Below are 12,726 nucleotides of genomic sequence, written 5' to 3' on the forward strand. Positions count from 1 at the left end.
ATGAGAATTGCCCTATTCACCGAAACCTTTTTACCCAAGGTTGACGGCATTGTAACCCGCCTGCGCCATACTGTTGACCATTTACAGCGTAGTGGTAATCAAGTGCTGGTGATTGCCCCTGATGGAGGCATCACAGAACACAAAGGCGCTAAAGTTTACGGCGTTACTGGCTTTCCTCTGCCATTGTATCCAGAATTGAAAATGGCACTTCCCCGCCCAGCCATTGGGTACGCCTTAGAAGAGTTCAAGCCAGATGTTATCCATGTTGTGAATCCAGCAGTTTTAGGTTTGTCTGGCATATTTTATAGCAAAATCCTCAAAATACCCTTAGTGGCGTCTTACCATACGCATTTACCCCAATATCTCCAGCATTACGGCTTGGGGATGCTGGAAGGTTTTCTTTGGGAACTGCTGAAAGGCGCTCATAATCAAGCAGCTTTAAATCTGTGTACCTCCACAGCAATGATGGAGGAACTGACAGCACACGGTATTGAACGGGTAGATTTATGGCAGCGCGGGGTAGATACGGAATTATTTCATCCTGATTTAGCTAGTGTAGAGATGCGATCGCACCTATCAAAAAATCATCCAGAAAGTCCATTGCTACTTTACGTGGGGCGGCTTTCTGCTGAAAAAGAAATTGAGCGCATCAAACCAATTTTAGAAGCACTTCCCAAAGCGCGGTTAGCATTGGTTGGGGATGGCCCCCACCGTGAAGCCTTGCAAAAACACTTTGCTGGCACAAACACCTACTTTGTTGGCTATCTCATGGGGCAAGAATTAGGTTCTGCCTTTGCGAGTGCTGATGCCTTTATCTTTCCTTCCCGTACAGAAACACTAGGTTTAGTACTACTAGAAGCAATGGCAGCTGGCTGTCCGGTAGTAGCAGCCCGTTCCGGGGGGATTCCCGATATTGTCACAGATGGAGTAAATGGATATCTTTTTGAGCCAACAGCAGATGTTCAAGGAGCGATCGCTGCTACTGTTCGCCTTTTAGAACAAAAACAACAACGAGACATCATCCGTCAAAATGCTCGCCAAGAAGCAGAAAGTTGGGGTTGGCCATCTGCCACCAGACAGCTACAAGATTACTATCAAAAGGTGATATTTTCTGAAAAGTTGGCAAAATCAGGGAGTAGGGAGTAGGGAAGAAGCAAGGGAGCAGGGAAAAGGGGAGAAAGTTTCCCCCTTTTCCCCTTGTTCCCTACTCCCCTGCTTCTTCATTTCCCTCTGCCCCCCACACCCCGCTCCTCTGCCTCTTTTCAATGCCCCATGCCCAAAATCTAAAATCTAAAATCTAAAATTCCCATTACCGAAACAGACTCATACTATAGAGCAAGTAAATTTATTTATGAAGAAGAAAAAAAATATATGTAATGACGCGATCCGACAGAAATACGGCATTCTTATGACTTGCCCCTAAATTTATTTATGGGGATTAAAAATGTTTGAATTTTGAATTTTGAATTTTGAATTTTGAATTCGGAGCGAAGCGACGTGACACTCCCCAACCCTGGCAGCGTCTTGGCTACATTAACTGAACTGACTCAAGTTAATCGTACTCACGCCCTACTGCTTCGTGTTAAAGACTTATCTGTTAATGAATTTGTTTGCTTACTCGACTTCATAACTGCTGAATTCCAGCAATTTCTTAGAGCTATTGAACTGATCAATAATGAAGCTCTAGAAACTATGTTGGAGAAGGTGTTAGAAGCTATCACACTCAAAATTGGTCAAATCCTGCAAGCAGAACACACTGCTATTTTTTTAGTTGACTATGACAAAGGTCAACTGTGGTCAAAAGTTCCTCAAGATAATACCCAAAAATTCTTAGAAATTCGGACTCCTATCACAGTGGGTATCCCCGGTCATGTTGTCAGTACAGGTCAATATTTAAATATATCTGAAACTTATACTCACCCCCTATTTAGCCCAGAACTTGAAAAACAAATGGGCTACAAAATCCATAATATTTTATGTATGCCTGTTATCAGTAGCAAAAACCAGACTGTAGCAGTAGTGCAACTGGCTAATAAAACCGGGAATGTTCCGTTTAATCATGATGATGAAGAACGGTTTCGAGACTTCGCCGCTTCTATTGGTATTATTCTGGAAAGCTGCCAATCTTTTTATGTAGCCGCTCGTAATCAAAGAGGCGCAACGGCTTTGTTGCGGGCAACTCAGACACTGGGGCAAAGTCTGGATTTAGAAGCAACTTTGCAGATAGTCATGGAGCAAGCTCGAATTTTAATGCAAGCAGACCGCAGCACACTGTTTTTATATCGTAAAGAGATGAGCGAACTCTGGACGAAAGTTGCTGCGGCGGCAGATGGCACAAACTTGATAGAAATCCGCATTCCTGCTAACCGTGGTATTGCTGGCTATGTGGCTTCCACTGGTGAAGCCTTAAATATTTCCGATGCCTATAAAGATCCCCGGTTTGACCCGACTACAGATAGAAAAACTGGGTATGTAACTCGCAATATCTTGTGTTTGCCAGTATTTAATTCGGCAAATGAATTAATTGGCGTTACACAATTAATTAATAAACAACAAAGCAGTTTTACCGCTTCTGATGAAGAGTTTATGCGGGCTTTTAATATTCAGGCAGGAGTTGCCTTAGAAAATGCTCGTCTGTTTGAAAATGTGCTGTTAGAAAAACAGTATCAAAAAGATATTTTACAAAGTCTATCAGATGCGGTGATTTCTACAGATATGGCAGGACGCATTGTTACGATTAATGATGCGGCGCTGGAGTTGCTGGGCTGTTCTATAAAAGATGCTAATAGCAAGAACAACAAGCTTTTATGGGAACAAAATTTGATTGGTCGCCTAGTTTGGGAAGTTGTGCCGATTGAAAATCTCCAAATGCGTTTAGAAGATAGTTTAAAAACTGGAGCTAAACATTATGTGCCAGAGCAAAGTTTGATAGTGGGAATTTCTCAAGTTAAGAGTGAGGAGCGATGCCCTGAGCAGCTCGACAAGCTCACTGTAACATCTGCCGAAGGGTTAGGAGTTAAAAATGAGACTCAAGAATCAAAATTTAGGACTCAGGACGCAATTTTAGCAGTGCGCGATCGCACTAACCCCGATGTGTTCATCCCCTGGAATCTACCCCTCACTTCCCAATCTGAGTTTCTCACTGCTAATGAAGTACAAAAATTAGAACGCAGCACAAATCTAACTGTTAATCCCCTAACTAACCCCGAAGGTGGTGTCCGGGGTGGTTTGGTGGTGTTGGAAGACATCAGCCAGGAAAAACGAATGAAAACTACCATGTCCCGCTATCTAACGCCCCATGTAGCCGAGCAAATTATGGCTTTGGGGGAAGATGCTTTAATGGTGGGTGAGCGCAAGGAAGTAACTATCTTGTTTTCTGATATCCGGGGCTACACCACACTTACAGAAAATCTTGGTGCAGCTGAAGTGGTATTGCTGCTCAATGAGTATTTTGAAACGATGGTGGAGGCGGTTTTTAACTATGAAGGCACTCTTGATAAATTTATTGGTGATGCCTTAATGGCGGTATTTGGTGCGCCGCTACCACTTACAGAAAATCATGCTTGGAGGGCTGTGCAGTCAGCATTAGATATGCGACAACGGTTAGAGGAATTTAACCAGCGACGAATTATCCAGGCGCAGCCACAAATTCATATTGGCATTGGGATTAGTTCTGGGGATGTGGTTTCGGGTAATATTGGTTCCCGCAAACGGATGGATTACACCGTAATTGGAGATGGCGTAAATTTAAGTTCGCGTTTGGAAGCGGTAACTAAAGATTATGGTTGTGATATAATTTTGAGCGATTTTACTTATCAACTTTGCAGCGATCGCATTTGGGTGCGCCAGTTAGATAAAATTCGAGTCAAAGGGAAATACCAGGCAGTTAATATCTACGAGTTAATTGGCGATCGCAGCACCCCTCTAGATGCCAACACTCAAGAATTTTTGTTTCACTATCATACTGGACGCTCGGCTTATTTATCACGCAACTTCTCACAAGCGATCGCCTGTTTTGAAGCCGCCAAATGCATCCAACCCCAAGACCAAGCTGTTGATATCCACCTAGAACGTGCGCGTAGTTACCAACAAACGCCGCCCCCAGAATCCTGGGATGGTGTCTGGACAATGCTTACTAAGTAGTCATTAGTCATTAGTCATTAGTCAGGAGTTAGCAGAGAAGAACTTTCTGTTTGCTCCAATGTCCAATTTTGCACCTCTCTCCTTCAACCTTCAACCTCCCCCTGGTCATTCTGAAACGGATCTTCGCCAATTCTTAGCTCTTTTTTTGAGCGTTTCAACTGTTTCCATAGATCCTTTATTTGTTCGTAAGCTTGACCTGGGGGCAGTTTTCCACCTGTTTCTAAGTTGCAAATGTAGCTTACTCGTTGGGCAAATTCTTGTAGATTTGCATTAAAAACTAAGTTTTCTGGCTTTACCTGACCGTAGTAGCGACCGCGAGGGTAAAGAAAATCATCTTTGTTCACTATATTGTTCTCCCATTTATTCAACTCCCGTTGTGCTTGAATCTCTAAAGCTGAATCATTAGCTACCCTGATTTTTAACTGTCGTCAGACTGCGGTAACTTAAACCATCGAACTCCTTTTCCAATTAATGATGCGGGAATTGGTTGATTTAGATTTTGAGACCAGAAAATAAAGCTTGAAATACTTTTACTGTAAAATTTACAGAAAAAGTTTCTGCTAAAGTGACTAAAGAGAATATTTGACTTCCCTCCCAGTTGTCAATTTATCTCATTTTAATTTATGAATATCTGACTGTAATCAACTTCAGTTTAAACCCTGAGTTAAAATCTATAAAAAATACCCGTATTTTCTCTTAACTATCATTTTTGCAAAAATAATTACAAACTTTTGCGGTTGAAAGTACTTAGGCAAACATACTACGCGTTAAAGCGAATTGTCGTCTGTTAAAAGTTAGAGATTCGATTCCGAATCTTTAGCAACTTTCTGCTGACCAGTGAGCAAAAAGAGGGAAAAAAGAACCAGAGCAGAGTGGGAAGATTTTTCTCTGTGCCTGTCTGCCCTTTTCCCACCTTAGGGGTTCTTGCCATAGATATCTGCCCAATTAAGCGTCTTCCCGCACCCTCCTAAATAATCACCAATGGCTAATAGTTAATAACTAAAGATAAAATGGTGAAGCTTCAAAGGACAGATTTTGTCTATCGCCTAGAACTTTACCTGCCACCATGTCTGTTAATTCCAAGTTATACGAAGGCAAAGCCAAAATTCTCTATACAACAGACGATCCGGAAGTCTTGTTGGCCGATTTTAAAGACGACGCCACGGCGTTTAACGCCCAAAAGCGTGGCAGTATCCAAGAGAAGGGAAAAATTAATTGTAGCATTTCCAGCCAGCTTTTTAAACAGTTGGAGGGTTATGGTATAAAGACTCACTTTATCGACAGCCCTACCCCGAATCAGATGCGGGTGAAGGCAGTAAAGATTTTACCCTTAGAAGTAGTTATCAGAAATATTGCTGCTGGCAGTTTGTGTCAGCAAACGGGGTTACCAGTGGGTACAATTCTAAAACAGCCAATGGTAGAGTTTTATTACAAAAACGATCAGTTAGGAGATCCTTTGCTGACACGCGATCGCCTGTACCTGCTAAAACTCGCTACTCCGGAACAAGTAGACGCAATTACACATCTAGCATTGCAAATCAACGAATTTCTCAATAAATTTTGGCAACGATGCGGCATTACCCTAGTAGACTTCAAACTAGAGTTTGGTTTGGATTCACAGCAGCAGTTGCTCTTGGCAGACGAAATTAGCCCCGACACCTGCCGTTTATGGGATACCGCAGAAGAGGACTCAAACCGCCGGGTAATGGACAAAGACCGCTTTCGCCGGGACTTAGGAAATGTAGAAAATGCCTACCAGGAGGTTTTACAAAGAGTGCTAAAAGCAGTAGAGAGTAATAATTAAGTGGGTAAAAATCAATTAAACTCGTGTGGATTGTCCTTTGTCAGTTGTCCTTTGTTATTCACCAATGACTAAGACTAATGACTATTTGTGATGGTGTGTGTGTGTGGTAGTGAAAAGGAATCATAAGTAAAATGCGTTTATCTCCCATGTTGCTGGCAGCAGTAGCAATTGCAGTCCCTTTGGGCGGTTCATTGAGTGCAAATGCAGAAACCGCCAACAGTTCAAAACAGACAACAGAAGTTTTGACACTAGAAACAAATCAGCAGCCAGAAAAGGACACAGGTCAGGTTGATAGTAAAAGTTTGGAATCTCGACCTAATCCTACAGGGTTTATGGAGGCGGAGAAATCCCGCATTGTCGCAGTTTACCCTGCCAATCCAGCAGCGATGCCTGCGGCAGGCTACGCCGAAGCAACTCCAAAGGTAATCGTGCCAACCTCCACAATGCCAAAAACTGCACAAACCCCTCAAATAGAGCCTAACTCTACTCAACAACCCTCTCCCGCTCCAGACATTCCACCGCCAGAAATTCAACAACCAACGCCTTCCCCAACTCCTGAGACTACTCCAGCCCCAGAAAATGTCATTCCACCGACAACGGAACCTTTATCACCCACAACTCCAGAACCATCTACCGTTCCCGATGTTCCATTCCCAGGTACTCAACAAAGAACACCTGCCCCAAGCCCAGGTGCTATTCCCAGTCCGCAGAATGTTAACCCGCCGACAACTCCGGGAAATACTGAACCCAACACAGCCCCAGAAGCCAATGACCCCCGCGTACTGGTGTCGGAAGTAGTAGTTAGAGCACAGACAGGGCAACTACCACCAGGACTGGAAGACCAAGTTTATAGAGTAATTCGTACCCAACCAGGACGAACGACAACCCGCAGCCAACTGCAAGAAGATATTAACGCCATCTTTGGTACTGGCTTCTTCTCCAACGTGCAAGCAGCGCCAGAAGATACTCCCTTGGGAGTGCGGGTGAGCTTTGTTGTACAGCCTAACCCCATCCTAACCAAAGTAGAAGTGCAAGCCAATCCTGGCACTGGTGTTGCTTCTGTACTCCCAGCTAATACTGTGGATGAAGTATTTCGGGATCAGTATGGCAAAATCCTCAACTTGCGTGACTTGCAGGAAGGCATCAAGCAGTTAAACAAGCGGTATCAAGACCAAGGTTACGTACTAGCTAACGTGATTGGAGCGCCACAAGTCTCTGAAAACGGAGTTGTTACCTTGCAAGTAGCAGAAGGTGTAGTAGAGAATATTAGAGTCCGGTTCCGCAATAAAGATGGTCAGGAGACAGACGAGAAAGGACAACCAATTCGGGGACGGACACAGGATTACATCATTACGCGAGAATTGGAGTTGAAGCCAGGACAAATATTCAATCGCAACACAGTGCAAAAAGACCTACAGCGCGTGTATGGACTGGGACTGTTTGAAGATGTGAATGTCTCCCTTGACCCTGGTACTGACCCTAGCAAGGTGGATGTAGTAGTGAATGTCGCTGAACGCAGCAGTGGTTCTATTGCGGCTGGTGCAGGGATTAGTTCTGCTAGCGGACTTTTTGGAACAGTAAGCTATCAACAGCAAAACCTGAATGGTAGGAACCAAAAACTGGGGGCAGAAGTACAGGTGGGAGAACGGGAACTGTTGTTTGACCTGCGGTTTACAGACCCCTGGATTGCCGGAGATCCTTACCGGACTTCCTACACAACCAATATTTTTCGCCGCAGTTCCATTTCGTTGATCTTTGATGGCCAAGATGAAGATATTAGGACGTTTGACTCAGATAATCCTACTAATACAGATGCTCAGGATCGCCCCCGGATTCTCCGTATAGGTGGTGGTGTCACCTTTACCCGTCCCCTTTCCAGCAATCCTTACAAAACTTCCGTCTGGACTGCCTCAGCAGGTTTACAGTACCAACGAGTTTCTGCACGTGATGCTGATGGCAATCTCAGAAAAACAGGAGCGGTATTTGATGATAACGGCAACCGCATCAGTGACGAAATTCCACTAACCTTGTCTAACGGCGGTCAAGACGATTTACTACTGTTGCAACTGGGGGCACAGCGCGATCTCCGTAATAACCCCCTGCAACCCACTAGCGGTTCTTATCTCCGTTTCGGAGTCGATCAGTCGGTTCCCGTCGGGCTAGGCAACATCTTCCTCACCAGATTTCGGGGAAGCTACAGCCAATATTTACCTATCAAGCTGATTAGCCTCTCCAAAGGCGCACAAACCTTAGCATTTAACCTGCAAGCAGGAACTATCCTTGGTGACTTGCCTCCCTACGAAGCTTTTACCCTTGGGGGTAGCAACTCCGTCCGGGGTTATGAAGAAGGAGCATTAGGTAGTGGACGCTCTTATGTGCAAGCATCAGTTGAGTATCGGTTTCCAGTTTTTTCAGTAGTCAGTGGCGCACTATTTTTTGATCTTGGCAGCGATCTAGGAACTAGTACTAGGGCGGCTGAAGTTTTGAACAAAAATGGTAGTGGCTACGGCTATGGTCTCGGCGTTCGCGTCCAGTCTCCACTGGGGCCAATTCGGATTGACTACGGTATCAACGATGATGGTGATAGCCGAATTAATTTCGGTATTGGCGAAAGGTTTTAACCAGTTAAGAGTTAAAAGTTAGAAGTTAGGAGTTATGAGTTTTAATTCTTCACTCCTCACTCTTGACTCATAACTTTTTTGGATTAGCTTGCTAATTTTGACATTTACCTCAATACTGTTCCGATAAAGGGATTAATGACATTTTCAGGGGAATCTCAGGGATTTTACCAAAACAGACGATGAACAATACTAAAGGAAATATACTGACTTTTGGGCTATGGAACAGCACACTCTAGCAGCCCAAATCACCCAAATAGGGGTGGGATTGCATAGCGGTGTGAGTACCCAGGTGCGGATACTACCAGCTGAGGCGGGAAGTGGACGCTACTTTGTACGGGTAGATTTACCGGATTTGCCGATCATTCCAGCCCAAGTTGCGGCAGTTAGTCACACTGTTCTCTCAACTCAGTTGGGTAAGGGTGAGGTATCCGTCCGCACGGTAGAACATTTGTTGGCAGCGCTTTCGGGTATGGGTGTGGATAATGCCCGGATTGAAATTGATGGCCCAGAAGTTCCACTTTTAGATGGTTCAGCAAGTGTATGGACAGCCAACATTGCCCAAGTTGGCTTAGTATCACAACCCGTTAACAACCAAGTTCCCAAGGCTATTACAGAACCAATATGGGTCTATCAAGGCGATGCCTTTGTATGTGCCCTCCCAGCACCAGAAACCCGCTTTAGTTACGGTATTGATTTTGACCTGCCCGCCATTGGTAATCAATGGCACAGTTGGTCACTAACCACTGAACTAGAAAAAGCTTCTGCTAGCTTTGCTGCGGAAATTGCTCCCGCCCGGACTTTTGGGTTGCTGCATCAAATTGAACACTTACAAAAAACAGGGTTAATTAAAGGTGGCAGTTTGGATAATGCACTCGTTTGTGGGCCAGAAGGCTGGCTAAATCCACCATTAAGATTTGCAAATGAGCCAGTCCGTCATAAAATCTTGGATTTAGTAGGAGATTTAAGTTTACTAGGAAGTTTTCCTATTGCTCATTTCTTAGCGTATAAAGCCAGCCACAATTTACACATTCAACTGGCTCAGAGAATTTTAGATTTTGGATTTTAGATTTTAGATTTTAGATTTGATCTAAAGTTTAAAATTCAGGATTATTAAGGCTTTCGACATACGCTTGCCTACTCAACTTTCAGATGAAAAATCAACTATACGGCCAATGTCAATCCTCACTGAAGTGAATACAATCGATACGACTACACCTACATCTACCGAATCACAGGCTATAAATGAGACTACAATCATATCTGAGATTAAAACAACCTTTACATCTGAAGAAATTCAAAAATTGCTACCCCACCGCTACCCATTTTTACTTGTAGACAAAATAATTGACTACGTTCCAGGTAAAAAAGCTGTTGGTATTAAAAATGTCACTATCAACGAACCCCATTTTCCAGGACATTTCCCCGGACGTCCACTGATGCCAGGGGTGCTAATTGTCGAGGCAATGGCACAAGTTGGCGGCATTGTTCTGACTCAAATGTCTTCGGTAGAAGGCGGACTGTTCGTGTTCGCTGGTATCGATAAAGTCCGCTTTCGCCGCCAGGTCGTACCGGGGGATCAACTAGTAATAACGGTGGAACTGTTATGGGTAAAACAACGTCGTTTCGGTAAGATGCAAGGTCGTGCCGAAGTTGACGGTCAACTTGCTTGTGAAGGGGAATTAATGTTTTCTCTAGTTAATTAAAAGTTTGCTTTCGTGGTATTGGCATAGCCGTGAAATGCCCTTAGTGAATCCTGAAAAAGGATCGCAGTTAAAAAAATCCACAACAGCATCTGAATAATTTCTTGATTTTCGACGCCCTCTTTACGAGACGCACTCACGAACACACTTAACTTGCTTTGCCCGACACTTTCGTTCACTGAAATACTTAACGCTCAACAATGCCAGTCGCCTCAATGGGACGGCAGTCAGTATAACTCTCTTAACCAGGGTAACGCACTGCTTTAAAAACCCCACCCGGCGCTGGCTTATCAAGACAGTTCTGGAGATTCACCCTTGAAAACGCTAATTCATCCAACTGCTGTAATTCATCCGAAATCGGAACTCCACCATACAGTGCAAGTCGGTGCCTATGCTGTGATTGGAGAGCATGTCAAAGTGGGCCCTGAAACAATAATCGGCGCTCATGCCGTGCTAGAGGGGCCTTGTGAAATTGGGGCGCAAAATCAGATTTTTACAGGTGCAGCCATCGGCATGGAACCCCAGGATCTCAAGTTTGTGGGAGAACCAACCTGGGTCAAAATTGGTGATAACAACTTGATTCGTGAGTACGTTACCATTAACCGCGCTACTGGTGCTGGTGAAGCAACGGTAATTGGCGATGGAAACCTACTGATGGCCTATGTCCATGTGGCTCATAACTGCGTGATTGAAGACCAGGTAGTGATTGCTAACTCTGTGGCGTTGGCAGGTCATGTCCATATAGAGTCACGCGCTAGGCTAAGTGGGGTTTTAGGTGTCCATCAATTTGTACATATTGGTAGACAAGCAATGGTGGGAGGCATGGCACGGATTGACCGGGATGTGGCCCCATATATGCTAGTGGAGGGAAATCCAGCGCGGGTACGAACCCTCAACCTTGTCGGACTTAAACGGTCTGGTATGGACTCTACAGATTTGCAAATGCTGAAAAAAGCCTTCCGCATTCTCTACCGTTCTGATTTGCCCTTTAAGGATGCTTTAGAACAGTTGGAATTGTTAGGGGATAGTGAACAGTTGCAGCATCTGCGACGTTTTCTGCTACTTTCTCAAATGCCAGGAAGGCGTGGTTTGATTCCCGGTAGGGGGAGAAAAAGCGTGAGTGATGAATCGTGAATTATGAGTTAGGAGTTAGGAGTTAGGAGTTAGGAGTTAGGAGTTGATGAATTTAATTTTTAACTCCTGACTTTTAACTCCTCACTCCTAACTATTCATTCCTAACTCCTAACTCTTAATTTTTACTAATTACCAATTATTAAATGCGGATATTTATCAGTACTGGCGAAGTATCTGGCGATTTACAAGGGTCGTTGCTAATTACAGCACTGAAGCGTCAAGCTGTGGCGATTGGGTTGGAATTAGAGATTGTGGCGCTGGGTGGCGAAAAAATGGTGGAGGCTGGGGCAATTCTGTTGGGAAATACCAGTAGTATTGGCTCAATGGGTATTCTAGAAGGACTGCCTTATATTTTACCGACTCTCCAGGTGCAACGTCAGGCGATCGCTTTCTTAAAACAAAATCCACCTGACTTGGTGGTGCTGATCGATTATATGACTCCCAATTTGGAAATTGGGACTTATATGAAACAGCAGTTACCACATGTGCCTGTGGTGTATTACATTGCTCCCCAAGAGTGGGCTTGGTCAATAAGTTTGCGTAGAACTAACCGGATTATTGGTTTTACAGATAAGCTGTTGGCAATTTTCCCACAAGAAGCCTGTTACTTTCGCGATAAAGGGGCAAAAGTTAGTTGGGTAGGGCATCCTTTGGTTGACCGAATGCAAGATGCTCCTAGTCGCCAAGCAGCCCGTGCAACACTGGGGATTGCACCAGAACAAATTGCGATCGCACTCCTCCCCGCCTCTCGCCGCCAAGAACTAAAATATCTTTTACCAGTAATTTTTCAAGCCGCCCAAACTATTCAAGCGAAATTACCTGAAGTTCATTTTTGGATTCCCCTATCTCTGGAAGTCTATAGACAGCCAATTGAGCAGGCTATTGAGCGTTACGGTTTACGGGCGACAATTATATCAGGTCAACAAATGGAAGTTTTTGCTGCTGCTGATTTAGCCATTAGTAAATCTGGTACTGTCAATTTAGAACTTGCTCTGTTAAACGTGCCGCAAGTTGTAGTTTACCGCTTAAGTTCCCTGACTGCTTGGATAGCTCGTAAAATCCTCAAAGGTTCTATCAGCTTTGCATCACCAGCCAATTTAGTAGTGATGAAGCCGATTGTGCCAGAATTTTTACAAGAGCAAGCCACACCAGAGAATATTATCCAAGCAGCGATGGAACTGCTACTCAATCCCAGTCGCAGAGAGCAAACTTTAGCAGATTATAAAGAAATGCGGCAAAGTTTAGGAGAAGTTGGGGTGTGCGATCGGGTTGCTCAAGAAATTTTGCAAATGGTGCTGGGGAGTAGGGAGTAGGGACTGGGGAC

At 44.3% G+C, this 12,726-nt stretch carries 9 protein-coding genes; 8 read left to right on the plus strand and 1 reads right to left on the minus strand.

What is annotated here, in order from left to right:
• Together ACFFAP_RS11820 and ACFFAP_RS11825 are read left to right on the plus strand one after the other, a co-directional pair.
• Nucleotides 1-1,146, plus strand: a complete 1,146-nt coding sequence (locus ACFFAP_RS11820) for a glycosyltransferase family 4 protein (protein WP_375511395.1) — start codon at nt 1-3, stop codon at nt 1,144-1,146.
• Between the two features lie 351 nt (nt 1,147-1,497).
• Nucleotides 1,498-4,143, plus strand: a complete 2,646-nt coding sequence (locus ACFFAP_RS11825) for a GAF domain-containing protein (protein WP_375511396.1) — start codon at nt 1,498-1,500, stop codon at nt 4,141-4,143.
• Between the two features lie 83 nt (nt 4,144-4,226).
• Here the strand turns inward: ACFFAP_RS11825 and ACFFAP_RS11830 are convergent, their stop codons facing one another.
• Nucleotides 4,227-4,490, minus strand: a complete 264-nt coding sequence (locus tag ACFFAP_RS11830) for a hypothetical protein (protein WP_375511403.1) — start codon at nt 4,488-4,490, stop codon at nt 4,227-4,229.
• A gap of 719 nt (nt 4,491-5,209) precedes the next feature.
• Here ACFFAP_RS11830 and purC point away from each other — a divergent pair.
• The 6 genes from purC (at nt 5,210) to lpxB (ending at nt 12,715) form a co-directional block, all read left to right on the plus strand.
• Complete coding sequence (gene purC / locus ACFFAP_RS11835; protein ID WP_375511397.1) at nt 5,210-5,947, plus strand: phosphoribosylaminoimidazolesuccinocarboxamide synthase; 738 nt, start codon at nt 5,210-5,212, stop codon at nt 5,945-5,947.
• 131 nt (nt 5,948-6,078) lie between these two features.
• Nucleotides 6,079-8,568, plus strand: coding sequence for a BamA/TamA family outer membrane protein (locus ACFFAP_RS11840; RefSeq protein ID WP_375511398.1), 2,490 nt, complete (start codon nt 6,079-6,081; stop codon nt 8,566-8,568).
• 217 nt (nt 8,569-8,785) lie between these two features.
• Complete coding sequence (lpxC, locus tag ACFFAP_RS11845; RefSeq protein ID WP_375511399.1) at nt 8,786-9,634, plus strand: UDP-3-O-acyl-N-acetylglucosamine deacetylase; 849 nt, start codon at nt 8,786-8,788, stop codon at nt 9,632-9,634.
• A gap of 106 nt (nt 9,635-9,740) precedes the next feature.
• Complete coding sequence (gene fabZ / locus ACFFAP_RS11850; protein WP_375511400.1) at nt 9,741-10,271, plus strand: 3-hydroxyacyl-ACP dehydratase FabZ; 531 nt, start codon at nt 9,741-9,743, stop codon at nt 10,269-10,271.
• A gap of 312 nt (nt 10,272-10,583) precedes the next feature.
• Nucleotides 10,584-11,402: an acyl-ACP--UDP-N-acetylglucosamine O-acyltransferase gene (lpxA, locus tag ACFFAP_RS11855; RefSeq protein ID WP_375511401.1), complete on the plus strand. Its 819-nt coding sequence runs from the start codon at nt 10,584-10,586 to the stop codon at nt 11,400-11,402.
• A gap of 143 nt (nt 11,403-11,545) precedes the next feature.
• Nucleotides 11,546-12,715, plus strand: coding sequence for a lipid-A-disaccharide synthase (lpxB, locus tag ACFFAP_RS11860; protein WP_375511402.1), 1,170 nt, complete (start codon nt 11,546-11,548; stop codon nt 12,713-12,715).
• Nucleotides 12,716-12,726: the final 11 nt, after the last annotated feature.

This window comes from uncultured Nostoc sp. (assembly GCF_964245575.1).
Classification (GTDB): Bacteria; Cyanobacteriota; Cyanobacteriia; order Cyanobacteriales; family Nostocaceae; genus Nostoc.